Here is a 19,401-nt window from a genome sequence, read left to right as displayed (position 1 = left end):
CGGCGGAAGCCGGGCACGGCGGAGGTGTTCACCATGTCGATCAAGTGTCTCGCGCTGTTGCTGTCGCTTTTCGCCAGCGCGTCCACGGCGCAGCAACTGGATGTGGAGTTCAAGGTCTTCGAGGACGGACAGGCGGCGGGCTGCGCCGGCAGCATCGTCGCCGGGCTTGACCCGAAGGGCGATGGCTTCCTGGCCGTGCGGTCCGGGCCGGGCACCGATTTCACCCGCATCGACGAGTTGCACAACGGTGACCTGGTGCGCACCTGCGCCCGCAGCGGACCGTGGATCGGCATCACCTATGGCAAGCCCCGCCGCAGGGGCTGGGTCCATGGCCGCTGGCTGGTGGACGGAGCCGGATAGGCCGGCCCCTCTCGCTCAGATATGCCCGATGTCGCGCAGATGCCCGGCCAGCAGGTCGGCGTAGAGGGCCGGCGCCTCGACGCAAGGCAGATGGCCCACGCCCTCGATGATCTCCAGCCGCGCGCCGCTGATCCGGTCGGTCAGGTCGCGCATCGCCTCGGGCGGGGTCGAGCCGTCGAGGCTGCCACCGATGCAGAGGACCGGCCCCTGAACCCCGGCCAGCCGCTCGCGGAAATCGGCCTCGGCGATGGCGCGGCAGCAGGCCAGATAGCCCGCCTGGTCCTGCCGTTCCAGCATCAGCTTCCAGGCGCCACAGTCGGGCGTGGCGCGGAAGGCGGGCGAGAACCAGCGTTCCATGGTCGGCTCGGCAATGACACCGATGCCCCCGGCCTCGATGGCGGCGATGCGGTCGGTCCAGATCGTGCTTTCGCCGATCTTGGCGGCGGTGTTCGATAGCACCAGCCCGCCAATGGCATCCCCGTGGCGCAGCGCCAGCGACTGCCCGATCAGCCCGCCGATCGACAGGCCAACATAGACCGGCCGGTCCAGCTCCAGCGCGGCGATGATCCCCGCCACGTCATCTGCCAGATCGTCTATGCTGATCGGCCCGGTGGTCTGCGACAGCCCGTGCCCGCGCTTGTCGGCGCGCACGATCCGAAGCCCCGGCGGCAGATGAGGCAGGATCGCGTCCCACAGCCGGAAATCGGTGCCGAGCGAATTGGCAAAGATCACCGCCGGCGCATCGCGCGGGCCCTCATCGGCGACATGCAGGCGCACATGGCCCAGATCCAGAACATCAACCATCAGTAAGGCAACCCCACATAATTCTCGGCAAAAGCCAGTTGTTGCGCGCGATTGTCGCGCAGGAAGGCAATATCGGCCTGCTGCATCTTCAGATCAAAACGGCTCTGATGCGGATAGCGGTGCAGCAGCCCGCTGAACCACCAGCTGAACCGTTCGGCCTTCCATACCCGCAGAAGTGCGCGTTCGGAATAGCGGTCGATCCCCTCGCGCTCGCCCGTGTCGTAGAATTGCCAGAGCGCGTGATAGAGGTAATGGACGTCGCTCGCCGCGAGGTTCAGCCCCTTGGCGCCGGTCGGCGGCACGATATGGGCAGCATCACCGCACAGGAACAGCCGCCCCCAGCGCATCGGCTCGCAGACGAACGAGCGCAGGGGCGCGATGGATTTCTCGATGCTCGGGCCGGTCACCAGCCGCTCGGCCATCTCGGCCGGAATGCGGCGCTTCAACTCCTGCCAGAAGGCGCGATCGGTCCAATCCTCGGGATGATCGGAGAGACCGCATTGCAGGTAATAGCGCGACAGGTTCGCGTTCCGCATCGAGCAGAGCGCAAAACCCCGTTCGGAATTGGCGTAGATCAGCTCGTGATAGACCGGCGGTGTCTCGGCAAGGACCCCCAGCCAGCCGAAGGGATAGGTCTTCTCGTATTCGCGCCTGACCGACAGCGGGATGGTCTGGCGACTGATGCCGTGGAAACCGTCGCAGCCCGCCACGAAATCGCAGTCGATGCGATGGCTGCGCCCGCCCTGTACATAGGTGACATAGGGGGCATCGGTTTCGGCACCATGGATCTCGACGTGATCGACCTCGAACTCCGTCCGGGCATGAGCCGCCTCGCGCGCGTCGTAAAGGTCGCGCGTCACCTCGGTCTGGCCATAGACCGTGACCGGCCTGCCGGTCAGCGCGCGGAAATCCAGATGGAACATCTCGCCGTCGCAGGCGATCTGGGTGCCGTCATGCTCCTGCCCCTCGCGGTGCAGGCGCTCGGCCACGCCGGCCTCTTCCAGCAGCCCGACCAGCCCGGCTTCCAGCACCCCGGCACGGATCCGCCCCAGCACATAGGCGCGCGTCTTGCGTTCCAGCAGCACGGTATCGATGCCGCGCCGATGGAGCAGCTGGCCCAGCAGCAGCCCCGCCGGCCCTCCGCCGATGATGACGACCTGATGGCGCATGGTTCCTCCCCGGCTGCCACGTTATCCAAGGCTCGGGTGGCGGTAAACCGGGTTGCGCCGGCCTGCCCCTCGCCGCACAACGGGATGACGAGAGGGAGACCGCCATGCCCGAGACCGACCTGATGACCCTGCTGACCGGCGATGCCGCCATCGCGGCCCTGTTCACCGACGCGGCATGGCTGGCGCGGATCGCCGAGGTCGAGGCCGCGCTGTCGCTGGCGGCGGGCGATGCGGGCGTGGTCGATGCCGCTCTGGCGCGGCAGGCGGCGGCGTTCGTCGAAGGTTTCCAGCCCGACATGGACACGCTGCGCAGAGCCATGGTTCAGGACGGGCTGCCGGTGCCAGACTATGTGCGCCAATTGAAGGCCGCCGCTGACCGGGTCCTGCGCCCGGCCTTGCATGTCGGCGCCACCAGTCAGGACATCCTCGACACCGCGACGGTGCTGGTTCTCAGGGGGCTGAACGACCGTTTTGTCGGCGAGATCACCGCCCTGATCGCCGCGCTCGACGATCTGGCCACGCGGCAAGGGCAACAGCCGCTGATGGGCCGCACCCGGATGCAGGCTGCGCTGCCGATCACCGCCGGCGACCGTCTGGCCGCATGGCGGGCGCCCCTGCCCCGGCATCTCGAGCGTCTGGCCCAGCTTCGCCCCCGTCTGGAACTGGTGCAATATGGCGGCCCCGTCGGGTTGCGCGGCGGCCCGGAAAAACGTGCCGAGGGCGATGCCATCGCCGACGCCCTGGCCGACCGTCTGGGTCTGCACCGCGCGCCTTCGCAATGGCACAGCGCAAGGGACGGCATCGCCGAATATGCCGGCTGGCTGTCCCTGGTCACCGGCGCCACCGGCAAGATCGGACAGGACATCGCGCTGATGGCGCAGATGGGCGAGATCGGTCTTTCGGGCGGCGGCACCAGTTCGGCCATGCCGCACAAGCAGAACCCGGTGGGGGCCGAGACGCTGATGACGTTGGCCCGCGACAATGCCGGGCAGCTCTCGCTGATGCATCAGGCGCTGCTGCACGAACAGGAACGCTCGGGCGCGGCCTGGGTGCTGGAATGGCTGGCCTTGCCGCGGATGTTGCAGGCTACTGCCCGATCCCTGAGCCTTTGCACCGATCTCATCACCCGGGTTCAGCGGATCGGCGCGGCCTAGATCGGCAGCGCCGTCGTGCGGAACACAGTGCGCAGCGCGAAGGAGGAATGCATCTGCTGGACGCCCGGCAGCTTGGCCAGATGCTGGCGGTGGATACGGGCGAAATCCTCGGTGTCATTGGCGACCACCTTCAGCAGGTAATCCGCCGCGCCCGACATCAGGTGGCATTCGAGCACATCGGGGATCTCGCGCACCGCGCGCTCAAAGGCTTCCAGCACCTCGTCGGCCTGACCCGACAGAGTGATCTCGACGAACACCATGGTCTGCCGGCCGACCTTGCGGCGATCCAGAAGCGCGACGTAATCGCGGATGAACCCCTCCTCCTCCAGCCGCCTGACCCGGCGATGGCAGGCACTGGCCGAGAGATTCACCTTGGCTGCAAGGTCGGCGTTACTGATTCGCCCGTCCCGCTGAAGCAGGTCGAGAATGCGGCGGTCTATTGCGTCAATGTCGTCCATGGACGCAGTTTCTTCCAATTTATGTCAATTTCAAGACAGAATCCGCCGTTCCAGCCCGCGCCGTTCGCAGCCTTTCGTCACACATTTCGCTGATTTCATGAGAGAATCCGCTCAAAACGATAACAGCGGAGGACCCCATGCTGATCGGCTGCCCGAAAGAAATCAAACCCCAGGAATTCCGCGTCGGCGTCACCCCAGCCGCCGCCGCGGAGGCCGTGGCCCATGGCCACCAGTTGCTGGTCCAGACCGGCGCCGGCATCGGCTCGGGCTTCACCGATGCCGACTACCTGGCCGCCGGGGCCGAGATCGCCCCGGATGCCAAGGCGGTCTTCGACGCCGCCGAGATGATCGTGAAAGTGAAAGAGCCCCAGGCGGTGGAACGCGCCATGCTGCGCGAGGGGCAGGTGCTGTTCACCTACCTGCATCTCGCCCCTGATCCCGATCAGACCCGTGACCTGCTGAATTCCGGCGTCACCGCCATCGCCTATGAGACAGTGACGGACCGCGCCGGCGGGCTGCCGCTTCTGGCGCCCATGTCCGAGGTGGCGGGCAAGCTGGCGCCGCAGGTCGGTGCCTGGACGCTGCAGAAGGCCAATGGCGGGCGTGGCGTGCTGATGGGCGGGGTGCCGGGCGTCGGTCCTGCGCGGGTGGTGGTGATCGGCGGCGGTGTCGTCGGCACCCATGCGGCGCGGGTCGCGGCGGGGATGGGCGCGGATGTGGTGGTGATGGACCGGTCCCTGCCCCGGATGCGCTATCTCGACGATACCTTCGGCGACAGCTTCAAGACGCAATTCGCCAGCGGTGCCAATATCGCCGAACAAATTGCACTGGCCGATATGGTCGTCGGTGCCGTGCTGATCCCCGGCGCCGCCGCGCCCAAGCTGATCTCGCGGGCGCAGCTTTCGACCATGAAGCCCGGTTCGGTGCTGGTCGATGTCGCCATCGATCAGGGCGGTTGTTTCGAGACCAGCCACGCCACCACCCATCAGGACCCGATCTACGAGGTCGACGGCATCCTGCATTACTGCGTGGCGAACATGCCCGGCGCGGTGGCGCGCACCTCGACCATCGCGCTTGGCAATGCCACCATGCCCTTCCTCCTGGCCTTGGCCGACAAGGGCTGGCGGCAGGCCGTGCTGGACGATCCGCACCTGCGCGCTGGCCTCTCGACCCATCAGGGCCGGCTGACCTCGCTGCCCGTGGGCGAGGCGCTGCAACTCGAGGCGGTGACGCCGGAACAGGTGCTCGCGGCCTGAAGCGCATCACGCAAAGACCGTTTGCCCGGTGCTCCGGGCAAACGCTACACGGCTCCGGCGGCCAGTCGTTTGGCCAACACCAGACTCAGGATCATTGCCATCAGCAGAAAGACGGCGCCGACACTCCAGGCAATGGGCGTCGAATAGATCTCGGCCAGGGCCCCGGCCATGACCAGCCCTATCGCGGCGCCGAATTGCTGGATGAGGGATCGAAGGGACAACATGGTGGACCTTTGCCGATCCTCCACGCAGCGGTGCAGGATGCTGCTCGCAGGCGTCTCGCTTGCGCCGAGAATGACGGAATAGAGCACAAAGACGCCGACAAACCCGACGATGCCGCCCACCATGGCCAAGGCCAGTTGAACGAGCGCGAGACAGGCAAAGATCGCCGCAAGCGAGACGGCGTGGCGACGCCTGAAGATCCGGCTGATATGGGGCGACAACCACGCACCGAAAGCGATGGCGAAGAAATATCCCGCCGTCAAAGCGCCAATGGCGGTGTTGGCATAATCCTCGTCCAGCATGGGCTTGGCATAGGTCGGCCAGATCACCTCAACCGGATTGGTCGCCATCAGGAACAGCGCCAGAGCCGCGAGAAGCAGGGAAAGCGTCGGATGTCTCAACGCCAGAACACCAGCCTCGGCAATCACCGACGGGACCCTTGCGAACCCTTGCCCGATTGCCTTGGGGTTCAGCGGGCGCGGTTCCTCGGCGATGGCGACCATGGTGTAGGTCAGCACCCCGACCATCACCACGAAGCTTGCCGCATAGGACACATCGTAGACGCTGATCCCATGATCCAGGCTTATCGCGCCCAGCGCATCTGGCAGGAGGCCACCCAGAACCGCACCGACCGCAAGGCCCATCGCATTGGCCCATTGCGCTTTCGCCAGAGCGGGTTGGACATCCACACCCGGCGCAGCGGCTTTGAAGGTTTCGACGAACCATGCATCGAGCGTGCCTGACCGCAGCGCGCGTCCGAAGCCGATGAAGGCGAAGGAAAGGGCCAGAACAGCGAAGTCGCTGGACGACAGAAAGAGGGCCACCGAGATCAGGCTGGCGACCACCGCTGCGAGGAAAACCGGCTTGCGACCGATATTGTCGGCCAGACCGCCGAAGGGCAGTTCCATCGCCATGGTCGTGATCGAGTAGACCCCGAAAAGCAGCGAAATCTGGAACAGGTCCATGCCACGATCCGTCAGCGCCAGCGCGACCACGGCCACCGTGAGGCCCATGGCAAAACGGTCAAGAAACTGCTGGAACTGAAACACCCGGATGTGGCGTCGCGCAGTCTCCGTCAAGGCGTTGAAAGCGAACTCGATCTCTATCGACATGACGGCAGCATCCGCCTTTGCACAGCCTTGCGCAAGAACCGGTCATGCGGACGGCCAGAGGAAACGGCAGCCCCTCCCCGCAACAGCGCCTCTCCGGTGTACGCCCTGTGCACCCCCGGTGCACCCGCTGTGCACCCGCTGTGCACGCCAAAACCCAGCATTCGCTGGCCGAACCGGCCCCCCGTTGCGATTTCCGCCGCAGCAGCGCACGCAGCTGTTGCGCCACGCAAAAAGGGCGCGCCAGTCCGGCACGCCCTCAACTCGTTTCGCTTGGCTCGGATCAGGCCGCGCGGGTGGCCAGCAGGTCGCGGATCTGGGCCAGCAGCTCTTCCTGGGTCGGGCCGGCGGGGGCCTCTTCCACGACTTCCGCCTTGGCGGTGGTCGCGTCCTTGATGCGGTTCACGCCTTTCACCAGCAGGAACACGACGAAGGCGATGATCAGGAAGTTGATGACCGCAGACAGGAACGAGCCATAGGCAAAAACGTTCGCGCCGGCATCGCGCGCCGCCTGCAGGCCAGCACCTTCCGGGGCGGTGCCCGACAGCACGAAGTACTTGCTGCTGAAGTCGGTCCCGCCGGTGATGATGCCGATGATCGGGTTGATCAGGTCACCCACCAGCGATGTGACGATGGCCGTAAAGGCCGCACCGATGATGATACCGACCGCCATGTCCATGACATTGCCGCGGGCGATAAACTCCTTGAATTCTTTGATCACGTCTTTACCTCGCTAAAACGCCGCGCTTGTTGCGCGCTAACGGGGCGTTTACCACAAACTCATGCCCCGCAACAAATAGTAAGGTGCGAACATGTCGAAATTGGCAGATTTCCCCATCACCCATCGCTGGCCACCACGGCGCGAAGACGTGATCCAACTCTATTCGCTGGGGACGCCGAACGGGGTCAAGGTCTCGATCATGCTCGAGGAACTGGGCGTCGAATATGACGTCCACCGGGTCAGCATCGGCGACCCGGCCGACCAGCTGACGCCGGAATTTCTCAGCCTGAACCCGAACAACAAGATCCCCGCCCTGATCGACCCGAACGGCCCCTATGGCGAGCCGATGGGGTTGTGGGAATCGGGCGCGATCCTGACCTATCTGGGCGACAAGTACGGCCGCTTCCTGCCGCAATCCGGGGCGGCGCGCTGGCACACGCTGCAATGGCTGTTCTTCCAGATGGGCGGCATCGGCCCGATGTTCGGGCAGGTCGGCTTCTTCCACCGCTACAAGGGAAAAGAGATCGAGGATCCCCGCCCGCGCGAACGCTATTATGGCGAGGCGCGGCGGCTGCTGGGCGTGCTGGACCGGCAGTTGCAGGGGCGCGACTGGATCACCGGTGACTATTCGGTGGCCGATATCGCCACCGCCCCCTGGGTGCGGACGCTGACCCGTTTCTACGAGGCCGACAAGGAGGTCGGGCTGGCCGATTTCACCAATGTCACCACCTGGGTCGACCGCTTCGAGGCGCGCCCGGCAGTGCAGCGCGGCTGGAACCAGCCGCCCAATCCCGAAGCAGCCAAATGACGAATGCGCGGCGGTCCTCCGGGGCCGCCGCGCGCGATTTCTCGGATAGGCCGCCGATCAGCCGCCCATCACCCCGCGGATCAGGAAATAGATCAGCGACGGCCCCAAGAGGCACCCAAGCCCGGTATAGAAGGTCGCCGTCATCGCGCCATAGGGCACCAGCCGCTTGTCGGTCGCCGCCAGCCCGCCCGCCACACCGCTGGTCGTGCCCATCAGCCCGCCATAGGCCATTGCCGCCTTGGGATTGTTCAGCCCGATCAGCGGCGCGATGAAGGGCGTGCCGACCATGACCAACACCGATTTGATCAGCCCTGCGGCAACCGACAGCGCGATGATCTCGCTCGAGGCGCCAAGGGCCGAGCCAGTGACCGGACCGACGATATAGGTCGCGGCACCCGCGCCAAGCGTGGTCATGCTGACCGCATCGCTGTAACCGAACATCAGCGCCACGACCGCACCGACGATGAATGACAGAAAGATCCCCAGCGCCAGCGACAGGACACCGACCAGACCCGAGCGCCGGATCTCGCCCAGATCGACGCCGTAAGCGGTCGAGACGATGGCAAAGTCGCGCAGCATCGCGCCACCCATCACCCCCAGCCCGGCAAACAGCGGGACGTCGGACAGACCCTTGCTGCCGCCGGTATAGTGGCCGCCGATATAGGCCAGCACCAACCCGACGATGATCGCCACGGCCGATCCGTGCAGCCGGCCACGGGTCAGGTGATGCGAGGCGTAATAGCTGAGCCACATCACCGCGCCGACGATCAGGAAGGCGAAAAGCAGCCCGTTCTTGATCAGCACATTCGCAATCAGTTCCATGGCTCAGACCTCCTCGGCTTCATCGACAGGGGGCAGCGGTGCCTCGGCCCCGCCGATCCGCGCCAGCACCGGCACCAGTGCCCAGCAGACGACGGTGGCGCCCACGCCCGCCAGCAATGCGACCGGGCCACCCTTCACCGCCGAGACGACGTTCTGGGTCGAGGCCATGGCGACGACGATGGGGATGTACATCGCGCTCCAGAACAGCACGCCCTCGGCGCTGTGCTGGGGGAAATGGCCAGAGCGGCGCATCCGGTCGGTCAGCACGATCAGAAGCAGCATGGCAAAGCCCACGCCGCCGACATTCGATTCCACGTTCAGCAGCGCGCCAAGCGCATCGCCCACGACCATGCCCGCCAGAAGGCAGCCAGCCAGAACGGCGACTCCATAGATAATCATTCGTCCCTCCTCCCTGAGGTTCGGCGCGCGCGGGACCCCTCCTGGCCCGCGGCGCGCCGGTCAATCACTTGTAAAGATCGGCATAGGTCTTGCGCAGCTCGGCCTTCTGGACCTTGCCCATCACGTTGCGCGGCAGTTCCTTGACGAAGAGGACCTTCTTCGGCTGCTTGTAGCGCGCCAGCCGGTCGCCGATGGCGGCGATGATCCCGGTCTCGTCGAGGCTCGCCCCGCCCTGCGGCACGACCACGGCGGTCACGCCCTCGCCCAGATCGGGATGCGACAGCCCGATCACGGCGCTTTCCAGCACGCCCGGAATATCGTCGATCAGCCCTTCGATTTCCTTCGGATAGACGTTGTAGCCGCCCGAGATGACCAGATCCTTGTCGCGCCCGACGATGCGCAGATAGCCGTCATCACCGATCTGCCCCAGATCGCCGGTGATGAAGAAGCCGTCGTCGCGGAACTCGGAGGCGGTCTTTTCCGGCATCTGCCAATAGCCCTCGAAGACGTTCGGACCCCGCACCTCGATCGCACCGATCTCGCCATCGGACAGGGTCGCGCCGCTCTCGCGGTCGGTGATTCGGATCTCGATCCCCGGCAGCGCCATGCCCACCGCGCCGGGCTTGCGGGCGCCGTCATAGGGGTTGGTGGTGATCATGCAGGTCTCGGTCATGCCATAGCGTTCAAGGATCGGATGGCCGGTGCGCTCCTCGAAAGCGCGGTGATCCTCGGCCAGCAGCGGGGCGGAACCGGAGACGAAGAGCCGCATCTTGGCGGTGGTGTCGCGGTTCAGGCGGTCGGATTTCAACAGCCGCGTGTAGAAGGTCGGCACCCCCATCAGCACGGTGGCATCCGCCATCAGGTCGATGGCCTCTTCACCGTCGAACTTGGTCAGCCAGATCATCGTCGCGCCGGAGACGATGGACATGTTCGCCGCCACGAAAAGACCATGGGTGTGAAAGATCGGCAGCGCGTGGATCAGCCGGTCCTCGGCGGTATAGTGCCAGCTGTCCAGCAGCGCGGCGGTGTTCGAGGCGAGGTTGCCATGGGTCAGCACCGCACCCTTCGAGCGCCCGGTGGTTCCCGAGGTGTAAAGGATCGCCGCCGGATCGCTCATGACGCGTTCAACACAATCGGCGCGCGGCGTCGCCGCCTCGGCCAGCGCCATCAGCGAACCCTCGCCCCTGGCGCCGAGGCTCTCGACGCGCAGGCCCCCCGTCTCGCGCGCTTTGTGCTCGGCCAGCGTTGCCGGTGTGCAGACAAACAGGCGCGGCGCGGCATCGCCGAGGAAATAGTCGATCTCGGCACCGGTATAGGCGGTGTTGAGCGGAAGATAGACCCCACCAACTTGCAGCGTGGCGAGGTAGAGGCAGATCGCTTCGGCGCTCTTGTCGGTCTGCACCGCCACGCGGTCGCCGGACTGGACGCCGATCTCGGTCAGCACGGCGGCGAAACGCTCGACCAGCGCGCGGGCCTCGGCATAGGTGATGTCGGGCTGGCCCGGACGCTCGAACAGCGCCTTGCCGGGTTGGGCCTCGACCGAGGCGATGAAGCTTTGATGAATGGTCTGCATGGTCCCCTCCCCAGATGCAGTCAGCGTGACAGGATGGCGGCCAGAGGCGCGCCGGTGGCGATGGTGCCGTCGCGGACAAAGGCCTCGTGCTGGGCCTCGATCGCGGCGGGTTCGTAGAGATAGTTGATCATCAGCCCGTGGGCGCGCTTCACCGCCCCGTCCGAGCGGTCGCCGGGCCAGTTGACGCGCCATGCGGCGGCGCCATTGCCCAGATGGAAACGCGCAACCGGATCGCGCGGCGCACCGGATTTCGACCGCGCCTCGGTAAAGTATCGCGCCGCCAGCGCCTCGACCTGCGGTTTCAGCCGCTCGGCCTCGGCGGCGTCCATCAGCCATGCGCCCTGATCCAGTTCCTCGGCCAGCTTCACCGCTTCCGGCTCTTTCACACCGCTCAGCCAGCCAGCAAAGCCCGGCGCGGGCGAGAGCGTGACATAGGTCGTCAGCGAGGGCAGTTCGGCGGCCAGTTCGGCCACCACCTGCTTGATCAGGAAGTTGCCGAAGGACACGCCCTTCAGCCCGGCCAGGGTGTTGTTGATCGAGTAGAAGACGGCGGTATCGGCCTCTTCGGCCAGATCGAGCGCGGGGGCGTTCAGGATCGGCGCGATCTCGGCAGGGGTGTCGCGCATCAGCGCCACCTCGACGAAGATCAGCGGCTCGTCGCCGGTCGCCGGGTGGAAGAAGGCATAGAAGCGGCGGTCGGCCGGGTCGAGACGGCGGCGCAGATCCTGCCAGCCCTTCATCGGGTGGACGGTTTCATAGCCCATGATCTTTTCCAGCACATTGGCCGGGGTCGACCAGTCGATGCGCTGGATGGTCAGGAAGCCGCGATTGAACCACGAGGCGAAGAGATGGCCGAAATCGCTGTCGAGCGGCGCAAGCTCGGGATCATCCGCGATGGCCTTCAGCAGATCGGCGCGCATATGGACCAGTTTCAGCGTGGCGCCCGGTGCGGTGTTCAGCCGGCGCAGCAGGGTCTGGCGCGGCGGTTCAACGGCGTTGAACAGCGGCACCAGCGTCCGGGCCGAAGGGTCGGCGTCATAGGCGGCAAAGGCCGTGCGGATGGCCTCGGGCGAGGAATTGAAGCGGTCGCGCAGCATCACGAAGAAATCGTGGCGTTCGGGCTTGGTCAACTGGGCATAGGCAGCCAGCGCCTGTTCGGCCACGGCGACGCGGGCGGCATCACCGATCCGGCCCATCAGTACGTCACAGGCCGCGGCCAGACGCTCGGAGGCCGGGCGCGAAAGGGCATTGCGGGCGGCGGCCTCCTCGGTGATCGGCGCGCGCTTGCCGCGACGCTCGTTGCCGGTGATCGCCTGAACCAGGTCGTTCAGGAATGCCAGTTTCGGTCTTGCCATGACGTGTCCTCCTCCCCAATCGTTATACATAACTCATTTCATGTTGTATATAACAAGATTGTTGTTGGACACTTCAACGGGATGGCGTAATTTTGTGGTGCCTTTGCAATCGCTTGATGGATGACGCCGTGACCAGCCCCGCCAAACCGACCGTGCAGCAGATCCGGCAGGTGCTGGAAAACGCCATCGTCGATGGCCGATTCGTGCCGGGGGAAAAGCTTGATCTCGAAGCACTGGCGGCGGAATTCGCCTGTTCGCGCACGCCGATCCGCGAGGCGCTGCAGGCGCTGGAGGCATCAGGCCTGGTCAAGGTCGAGCCGAAGCGCGGGACCTTCGTCACCGAGTTGGATGTGGTCGAGCTGACCGAACGCTTCGAGGTGATGGCAGAGCTTGAGGCGATGTGCGCAAGGCTGGCGGCCACCCGCGCCTCGGGTCCGGAGCTGGCGCGCATCCATGACGCTCAGGCCGCCTGCGACGAGGCCGCGCGCACAGGCGACAGCGACGCCTATTACCACGAGAACCGGGCCTTCCATCTGGCCATCTATGCGGCGTCGGGAAACCGGTTCCTCGAGGCCGAGGCGCAGCGGCTGCAGACCATGCTGCAACCCTATCGCCGGCGTCAGTTGACCGTGCGGGGGCGGATGATGCGCTCGCTGCAGGAACATGCGACCATCGTTTCGCGGATCGAGGCGGGCGATGCCGCTGGCGCTGCCGAGGTGATGAATGCCCATGTCCGCATTCAGGGCGACCGCTTCCACGAGCTCGTCGCGTCGCTCAGGACGGGCTAGGCGGCCGGCCCGAAGGCCGGCCAGCCCGCTTGGTTGGTCGGATTACTCGGCTGCCGCCAGCTTGTCGTCGATGATCTTCTTCAGGTCATCCCAGGGCTGGTTCTGCACCTTCTCGTCACCGATGATGAAGGTCGGCGTCGCCTCGATCTCGTCGGCGCCGGCATTCGTCTGGAAGGTGGTGACCAGCTGCTCGACCTTGGCGGTGTCGTTCCAGCAGGCGGTCATCTGCTCTTCGGTCATGCCGGCCTTGAGGCCGATCTTGCGCAGGTTCGCCGCGATCTCGTCGCCCGAGCTGCCGGCCAGCCATTTCTTCTGCTCGTCAAACAGCATGTCCGAGACGGCGTAATACTTGTCATCGCCGCCGCAGCGGGCGAGGATGCCGGCCCAGAGCCCCACGGCGTCGAAATAGATGTCGCGCTGGATGAAGCGGACCTTGCCGGTATCGACATATTCGGCCTTCAGCTTCGGCCAGTTCTCGTCGTGGAAATTGGCGCAATGACCACAGGTAAAGCTGGCATATTCATAGATGGTCAGCGGCGCATCCTCGGCCCCCATCGCGATATCGGGCAGCGTCTCGGCAGCGGCACCCTCGGTCGGGGCGGCCTCGGCGCCCTCGGCGGCGGTTGCAGCCTCGGCCGTGGCCGGGGCCTCAGTGGATTTGGTCGCGTCGGCGGGGGCGGCCTCGGTGGTCGCCTCGGCCTCGGGCGCGGTGGTGCTGTCGGTCTGGGCATAGGCCGGCAGCGCCAGCAACAGCGCCAGTGCGGTCAGGGTCGGACGAAGGGTCATGCGAAATCCTCTCGGTTCTGTCTTGTCTTGCGATGGGCGTGGTTGAGGGCGAGCTGCTGCATCGCTGCGGCAAGGCCCTCGTCGGAAAATCGTTTCGCAACCGCTTCCGCCTGCTTGCGCTCGACGGGGCTGGGTTCGGGTGCGGCGGGTGGCTTGGTCAGGAAACGCGCCTGTCCCTCGGCAAAGCCCTCGGGCGCGGTCTGGGTCAACAGGATGCGTTGCACGGCATTATAGCCGTAGCAGGCGTTCACCCGCTCCTTCAGCTGCGGCAGCTGCATCTCGACCATCGGTGCGACCGGCCCCATGGTCAGCAGGGTCAGCGTAGCGCCAAAGCCGCCGCGCGAATGGCTGATCTTCACCGGCCTTGTCATCGCCGCCAGTTGCTCGCCGGCGACCTCGGGCCAATGGGTCAGCAGTCGCGTCACCGCGAAGCCGCGCCCTTCCGAGGCGCTTTGCACCGGGGCGGCGACCAGCTTGGCCGCCGGCTCGAACCCGCGCATCCGGCGCCGGGGCGTCTTGGCGATGTCTTTCCTATGGGCCATGGCCGCCTGATTGGTTATCACCCTGTCATTCTTAAGGGCGGTCCCGAACGGATGAAAGCGTTGCGGCTTGAAACATCTCTGAATTATGCGTGACGGCTCGGTGATCGCCCCGCTGCTTCTGGGCTGGTATGACCGCCATGCCCGGGTGCTGCCGTGGCGCGTGCCGCCGGGCGCGGGCGTGGCCGATCCCTATCGCGTCTGGCTGTCCGAGATCATGCTGCAGCAGACCACCGTGGCGGCGGTGAGGGCCTATTTCGAGCGCTTCACCGCGCTCTGGCCGACGGTCGACGCGCTGGCCGCTGCCGAGGACGCGCAGGTGATGGGCGAATGGGCGGGGCTTGGCTATTACGCCCGCGCCCGCAACCTTCTGGCCTGCGCGCGGGCGGTGACCGCTGCGGGGGGCTTTCCGACGACGCGCGAAGGGTTGCAGGCCCTGCCGGGCATCGGCCCCTATACTGCCGCCGCCATTTCGGCCATCGCCTATGACCAGCCCGAGACGGTCGTCGACGGCAATGTCGAGCGGGTGGTGGCGCGGCTTTTCGCCGTGACCGAGCCGATGCCCGGGGTGAAGCCACGCCTGCGCGATCTGGCGGCGACGCTGACGCCCACGCAGCGGCCGGGCGATTTCGCGCAAGCGATGATGGATCTGGGCGCGACCATCTGCACGCCCCGCAGCCCCGCCTGCGGCATCTGTCCGCTGATCGACCATTGCGCCGCCCGCGCACAGGGCATCGCCGCCGATCTGCCCCGCCGCGCACCGAAACCCGAGAAGCCGACCCGAACCGGCATCGCCTGGCTCGGGCGCGACGGCCCGCGCCTGTTGCTGGAGCGCCGACCGGCCAAGGGGCTTCTGGGCGGCACGCTGGCCTTTCCCTCGACAGGCTGGGATGGCAGCGACCTGCCGCCCCCCGGTCCGGCTGACTGGCGCGAGGTCGGCGAGGTGCGGCATGTGTTCACCCATTTCAACCTGATCCTGACGGTCATGGCGGGCGATCTGGCCGGCCCGCCCGAACGCGGGGAACTGATGGAGCTGCGGCATTTCCGCCCCTCGGACCTGCCGGGGTTGATGCGCAAGGTCTGGGATATGGTGCAGGTGCCGGGCGGGGATTAGGATGGCACCATGACCATGACGACCACCCCGCCCCTGCCCGCTGCCCTGCCCTTCTGGATGTCGCTGGGGCTGGTGCCACTGGCCGCGCTGGCAACAGCATGGGGCGGATGGTGGTGGGCCCTGCTGCCGGGCTATGCGTGGTATCTGACCACCGGGCTTGACGCGGTGCTGGGCCAGAACGAGCGAAACCCCGACACCGGCACTGCCGAGGCCGCGCTGTTCTGGCACCGCGCGATCACGTTGATCTGGTTCCCGCTGCAGTTCCTGACGATCTTCGGGGCGATCTGGTATGTGACCCATCGCGGCGATCTGTCGGGCTGGGAACTGGCCGGCCTCTTCTTCGGCATCGGCATCATGTCGGGCAGCATCGGCATCGTCTATGCCCACGAGCTTCTGCACCAGAGAAACCGGACCGAGCGCTGGCTGGGTGACCTGCTGCTGGCCTCGACGCTCTATTCCCATTTCCGCAGCGAACACATGCTGGTCCACCACGCCTGGGTCGGCACCCCCCGCGACGCGGTCTCGGCACGCTATAACGAGGGGTTCCACCGCTTTTTCTACCGGGTGCTGCGCGATGGCCCGGGCAGCGCCTGGCGGGCCGAGCGGAACCTGCTGGCCCGCGCCGGACGGCCGGTGACCGACCGGCGCAATCCGTTCTGGCGCTATGCGGTGCTGCAGGGGGCGATGCTGGCACTGGCGCTGGCTCTGGGCGGGTGGCTGGGGCTGGTCCTGTTCCTGTGGCAGGCGCTGGTGGCGATCTGGCAGCTGGAGTTGACCAACTACGTCGAGCATTACGGGCTGACCCGCAAATATCTGGGCGATGGCCGCTATGAGCATATCAAGCCGCGCCATTCATGGAACGCGGCGCAAAGCGCGACCAACTGGCTCTTGATCAACCTGCAGCGCCATTCGGACCACCATTACAAGCCCGACCGCCGCTTTCCCTTACTGCAGACCTATGGCCCGGACGAGGCGCCGCAACTGCCGATCGGCTATCCGATCATGGGGCTGATGGCGCTGATCCCGCCCCTCTGGCGGCGGCAGATGAACCCGAGGGTGCGGGCCTGGCGGCGGCAGTTCTATCCCGAGGTTACGGATTGGGGGCCGTATAACCGGGGCGAATTGCCGATGCCGCGTGGGGCGCTGTAGGCCGCGCGATGACGGCGACTGCCGGTGCCCTGGAACAGCCGCAGATTGCATATCTGAACTGAAGAGTCCGATTGACCTTTACTCGCACCCTGCGAGAATGACCGGGCAAGGTAAACGCGGGGCGCGCGATGCCGAAAAATATCCTGATCTTCGCCGACGGGACCGGGCAGCTTGGCGGCCTGAAGCCCGATCAGCGCCTGTCGAATGTCTACAAGATGTACCGGGCGATGCGCCCCGACCCGTCCTCGCCGATCAGTCCGCATGAGCAGGTTTGCTTCTACGAGCCGGGTCTGGGTTCGGGCGAGGCCGGCGGCTTCACCCTCAGGCGGTTGAAGAACATCCTTGCCGCCGCCTTCGGCACCGGGATCGATGAGAACGTCACCGATTGCTATGCCGCCATCCTGTCCTGGTACGAGCCGGGCGACCGGGTGCTGCTGATCGGCTTTTCGCGCGGCGCCTATACCGTCCGCGCCACCGCCAACGTGATGAATGTCTGCGGCATTCCGACCCGGATGCCGGATGGCGGACCGATTCCGCGCTTCGGGCCAGCCCTGCACCAGATCGCCGGCGAGGCGGTAAACAAGGTCTATAACCACGGCAATGGCCGTCCGCGCGGGCAACAGCCTTTTCTGGCGCAACGCGAGGAGTTGGGCCGCCGCTTCCGGCGCAAGTATGGCAGCTTCGATCCCGATGCTGCCGAGGATGTGCAGGGCAATGTTCAGCCCAGCTTCATCGGCGTCTTCGACACGGTCGCCGCCCTTGGCGTGCCGATGGTGGCGCTGGCCGTGGGGATCGTCGTCTTCCTGATGCTGGTGATGGTGGCGGCGCTGATCCTGTCGAACTGGAACTGGCTCGTGGGCGCGCCGCTCATCACCGTTCTGGCCGTGATCGCGATCTGGTATGTCCGGCTGAAATGGTCGCAGTGGAAGTACTTTTCACCTGACGAGAACCACCCGCTGAGCATCCGCCGGATTGGCGACTGGCCGCAGATCTGGCGAAATGGCCACTACGCCACCTGGAACCTGCAGAACTATGACCGCTGGCTCGATTCCGACGTCGGCCATGCCCGCCATGCGCTTTCCATCGACGAACGGCGCAAGACCTTTCCGCGCGTCGAATGGGGCATGGCAGCCGAGGCGCAGAAGGCCGATGGCCGCAGTCCCTGCTGGTTGAAGCAGGTCTGGTTTGCCGGCTGTCACAGCGATATCGGCGGCAGCTATCCCGAGCCGGAATCGCGTCTGAGCGATATCGCCCTGTCCTGGATGGTCGACGAATTGCGCGATTGCGTGCCCGAGGTGCAGATCAATGACGCGATGCTGTATCGCACCGCGGACCCGCTGGGGATGCAGCATGAGGAGGCCTTTGCCTTCCGCATCGGCCCGATCAGCCGCCGCTGGCCGGTCGCGGCGCGGGCCATCCCGGCAACGGCGACCCTGCATCCATCCGTCCTCGAGCGGCTGAACGCGCCGGCCGTCTCGCATTTGGGCGAGATCCGGCCCTATCGCCCTGAACCCTTACGGGTTCATGAAGCGGCAAAACACCTTTACCAATAGGCCAGCCCTACCACGAAAAAACCCCGCCATCTTGCGACGGCGGGGCAAGGTCGTTCCGGCCCTGCGGCTATGCGGGCGGAACGCTGGCGAAACTGGTAGATCGGGTCAGTGCGGACGGGTCTCGTCGACCTCCATCTCGGCCCGGATCTGCTGGCGCAGGATGTCGATGGGGATCATCTTGCCCTCGCGGCGGTAATGCCAATAGGTCCAGCCATTGCAGCTGGGCGCGCCTTCCAGCGCGGCCCCGACCTGGTGGATCGAACCCTTCACGTCATTGCCGATCAGGCTGCCATCGGCGCGGACCTTGGCCTTGTGGCGGTTGCCGATGGAATACAACTCCTCGCCCGGGCGCAGCATCCCGCGCTCGATCACCTGGCCGAAGGGCACGCGCGGCTCGGCCCGTTTCGGCTTGATCGTGGCGATGGCCTCGCTGTCAAACTTGCGGATGCGGGACAGGCGTTTCTCGGCCACTTCGCGATAGGCTTCCTCGCGCTCGATGCCGATGAAATCTCGGCCCAGCATCTTGGCGACCGCGCCGGTGGTGCCGGTGCCGAAGAACGGATCCAACACGACATCGCCCGGATTGGTCGTGCCGACCAGCACGCGGTGCAGCAGCGCCTCGGGCTTCTGGGTCGGGTGGGCCTTGTCGCCCTGCGCATCCTTCAGCCGCTCGCCGCCATTGCAGATCGGGATCACCCAGTCCGAGCGCATCTGCACGCCTTCATTCAGCGATTTCAGCGCCTCGTAATTGAAGGTGTACTTGCTGTCCTCGGACTTGCTGGCCCAGATCATCGTCTCATGGGCATTGGTCAGCCGCTTGCCACGGAAGTTCGGCATCGGGTTCGACTTGCGCCAGATCACGTCATTCATGATCCAGTAGCCCTGGTTCTGCAGCTCGGCGCCGACGCGGAAGATGTTGTGATAGCTGCCGATGACCCAAATTGCCCCGTTCGGCTTCAACAGCCGGCGCGCGGCGGCCAGCCAGTCGCGGGTGAACTTGTCATAGACGGCAAAGTTGGAGAACTGGTCCCAGTGATCGTCGACGGCATCGACCTTGGAATTATCGGGGCGGTGCAGATCGCCCTTCAGCTGCAGGTTGTATGGGGGATCAGCAAAGATCAGGTCAACGCTGCCCTCGGGCAGGCTGTTCATGATCTCGATGCAGTCCCCGGCCAGAATCTGGTTCAGCGGAAGTGGCCGCGCGGAAACCGCGCGCTTGTCTTTGGTCGTCGTCATCGCTCTGCCCTTCAATGCCGACATTT

The 19,401-nt window shown here is 65.8% G+C and carries 20 protein-coding genes; 8 read left to right on the top strand and 12 right to left on the bottom strand.

Translation table 11 applies throughout. The features are described 5' to 3' along the window. Nucleotides 1-33: 33 nt before the first annotated feature. On the top strand, nucleotides 34-360 hold the full coding sequence (locus CX676_RS17465) for an SH3 domain-containing protein (RefSeq protein ID WP_101753694.1): 327 nt from the start codon (nucleotides 34-36) through the stop codon (nucleotides 358-360). Nucleotides 361-375: 15 nt separating this feature from the next. On the opposite strand, the gene pcaD is transcribed toward CX676_RS17465, so the two are convergent. Beyond that, on the bottom strand, nucleotides 376-1,164 hold the full coding sequence (pcaD, locus tag CX676_RS17460; protein ID WP_101753693.1) for a 3-oxoadipate enol-lactonase: 789 nt from the start codon (nucleotides 1,162-1,164) through the stop codon (nucleotides 376-378). Further along, entirely contained in the window at nucleotides 1,164-2,333 is a 1,170-nt protein-coding gene (gene pobA / locus CX676_RS17455; RefSeq protein WP_101753692.1) for a 4-hydroxybenzoate 3-monooxygenase, read from the bottom strand. The genes pcaD and pobA overlap by 1 nt, the downstream gene beginning before the upstream one ends. A gap of 104 nt (nucleotides 2,334-2,437) precedes the next feature. Here pobA and CX676_RS17450 point away from each other — a divergent pair, with 104 nt between their 5' ends. Next, complete coding sequence (locus CX676_RS17450; RefSeq protein WP_101753691.1) at nucleotides 2,438-3,487, top strand: 3-carboxy-cis,cis-muconate cycloisomerase; 1,050 nt, start codon at nucleotides 2,438-2,440, stop codon at nucleotides 3,485-3,487. Here CX676_RS17450 and CX676_RS17445 read toward each other — a convergent pair. Next, nucleotides 3,484-3,945: an Lrp/AsnC family transcriptional regulator gene (locus CX676_RS17445; protein WP_101753690.1), complete on the bottom strand. Its 462-nt coding sequence runs from the start codon at nucleotides 3,943-3,945 to the stop codon at nucleotides 3,484-3,486. The genes CX676_RS17450 and CX676_RS17445 overlap by 4 nt on opposite strands. Before the next feature lie 137 nt (nucleotides 3,946-4,082). On the opposite strand from CX676_RS17445, the gene ald reads away from it, so the two are divergent. Further along, nucleotides 4,083-5,201, top strand: a complete 1,119-nt coding sequence (gene ald / locus CX676_RS17440; RefSeq protein WP_101753689.1) for an alanine dehydrogenase — start codon at nucleotides 4,083-4,085, stop codon at nucleotides 5,199-5,201. Between the two features lie 44 nt (nucleotides 5,202-5,245). Here ald and CX676_RS17435 read toward each other — a convergent pair whose 3' ends face one another. Together CX676_RS17435 and mscL are read right to left on the bottom strand one after the other, a co-directional pair. Further along, on the bottom strand, nucleotides 5,246-6,535 hold the full coding sequence (locus CX676_RS17435; protein WP_101753688.1) for an MFS transporter: 1,290 nt from the start codon (nucleotides 6,533-6,535) through the stop codon (nucleotides 5,246-5,248). A gap of 280 nt (nucleotides 6,536-6,815) precedes the next feature. After that, entirely contained in the window at nucleotides 6,816-7,253 is a 438-nt protein-coding gene (mscL, locus tag CX676_RS17430; protein WP_101753687.1) for a large conductance mechanosensitive channel protein MscL, read from the bottom strand. A 91-nt stretch (nucleotides 7,254-7,344) separates the two neighbouring features. Here mscL and CX676_RS17425 point away from each other — a divergent pair, with 91 nt between their 5' ends. Next, the gene (locus tag CX676_RS17425; protein WP_101753686.1) at nucleotides 7,345-8,061 is read left to right on the top strand and encodes a glutathione S-transferase N-terminal domain-containing protein; all 717 of its coding nucleotides are present in this window, start codon (nucleotides 7,345-7,347) and stop codon (nucleotides 8,059-8,061) included. Nucleotides 8,062-8,118: 57 nt separating this feature from the next. On the opposite strand, the gene madM is transcribed toward CX676_RS17425, so the two are convergent. The 4 genes from madM to CX676_RS17405 all read right to left on the bottom strand — a co-directional run bounded on the left by madM (nucleotide 8,119) and on the right by CX676_RS17405 (nucleotide 12,210). Beyond that, entirely contained in the window at nucleotides 8,119-8,883 is a 765-nt protein-coding gene (gene madM / locus CX676_RS17420; RefSeq protein WP_101753685.1) for a malonate transporter subunit MadM, read from the bottom strand. Nucleotides 8,884-8,886: 3 nt separating this feature from the next. After that, complete coding sequence (madL, locus tag CX676_RS17415; RefSeq protein ID WP_101753684.1) at nucleotides 8,887-9,282, bottom strand: malonate transporter subunit MadL; 396 nt, start codon at nucleotides 9,280-9,282, stop codon at nucleotides 8,887-8,889. Between the two features lie 64 nt (nucleotides 9,283-9,346). After that, on the bottom strand, nucleotides 9,347-10,855 hold the full coding sequence (locus tag CX676_RS17410; RefSeq protein ID WP_101753683.1) for a malonate--CoA ligase: 1,509 nt from the start codon (nucleotides 10,853-10,855) through the stop codon (nucleotides 9,347-9,349). Nucleotides 10,856-10,875: 20 nt separating this feature from the next. Continuing rightward, complete coding sequence (locus tag CX676_RS17405) at nucleotides 10,876-12,210, bottom strand: malonyl-CoA decarboxylase (protein WP_198590236.1); 1,335 nt, start codon at nucleotides 12,208-12,210, stop codon at nucleotides 10,876-10,878. A gap of 128 nt (nucleotides 12,211-12,338) precedes the next feature. On the opposite strand from CX676_RS17405, the gene CX676_RS17400 reads away from it, so the two are divergent. Beyond that, on the top strand, nucleotides 12,339-12,998 hold the full coding sequence (locus CX676_RS17400) for a GntR family transcriptional regulator (protein WP_232816510.1): 660 nt from the start codon (nucleotides 12,339-12,341) through the stop codon (nucleotides 12,996-12,998). A gap of 42 nt (nucleotides 12,999-13,040) precedes the next feature. Here the strand turns inward: CX676_RS17400 and CX676_RS17395 are convergent, their stop codons facing one another. Both CX676_RS17395 and CX676_RS17390 read right to left on the bottom strand, forming a co-directional pair. Continuing rightward, on the bottom strand, nucleotides 13,041-13,784 hold the full coding sequence (locus CX676_RS17395) for a DsbA family protein (protein ID WP_101753680.1): 744 nt from the start codon (nucleotides 13,782-13,784) through the stop codon (nucleotides 13,041-13,043). Further along, on the bottom strand, nucleotides 13,781-14,326 hold the full coding sequence (locus CX676_RS17390) for a DUF721 domain-containing protein (RefSeq protein WP_232816509.1): 546 nt from the start codon (nucleotides 14,324-14,326) through the stop codon (nucleotides 13,781-13,783). The genes CX676_RS17395 and CX676_RS17390 overlap by 4 nt, the downstream gene beginning before the upstream one ends. Nucleotides 14,327-14,411: 85 nt before the next feature. Here CX676_RS17390 and CX676_RS17385 point away from each other — a divergent pair, with 85 nt between their 5' ends. The 3 genes from CX676_RS17385 to CX676_RS17375 all read left to right on the top strand — a co-directional run bounded on the left by CX676_RS17385 (nucleotide 14,412) and on the right by CX676_RS17375 (nucleotide 18,139). Beyond that, nucleotides 14,412-15,437 (top strand): A/G-specific adenine glycosylase, encoded by a 1,026-nt coding sequence (locus CX676_RS17385; RefSeq protein ID WP_101753679.1) that lies wholly within the window; start codon nucleotides 14,412-14,414, stop codon nucleotides 15,435-15,437. Nucleotides 15,438-15,452: 15 nt separating this feature from the next. Then, nucleotides 15,453-16,586: an alkane 1-monooxygenase gene (locus CX676_RS17380; RefSeq protein ID WP_408634491.1), complete on the top strand. Its 1,134-nt coding sequence runs from the start codon at nucleotides 15,453-15,455 to the stop codon at nucleotides 16,584-16,586. 128 nt (nucleotides 16,587-16,714) lie between these two features. Continuing rightward, nucleotides 16,715-18,139 carry a DUF2235 domain-containing protein gene (locus CX676_RS17375; protein WP_101753677.1) on the top strand — a complete coding sequence of 475 codons (1,425 nt, stop codon included), beginning with the start codon at nucleotides 16,715-16,717 and terminating at the stop codon, nucleotides 18,137-18,139. A gap of 105 nt (nucleotides 18,140-18,244) precedes the next feature. Here the strand turns inward: CX676_RS17375 and CX676_RS17370 are convergent, their stop codons facing one another. Next, a complete protein-coding gene (locus CX676_RS17370) occupies nucleotides 18,245-19,375 on the bottom strand; it encodes a site-specific DNA-methyltransferase (protein ID WP_101753676.1) in 1,131 nt (376 codons plus the stop codon). Nucleotides 19,376-19,401: the final 26 nt, after the last annotated feature.

This window comes from Paracoccus zhejiangensis, assembly GCF_002847445.1.
Lineage (GTDB): Bacteria > Pseudomonadota > Alphaproteobacteria > Rhodobacterales > Rhodobacteraceae > Paracoccus > Paracoccus zhejiangensis.
This window is presented reverse-complemented; position numbering and strand designations above follow the sequence as displayed.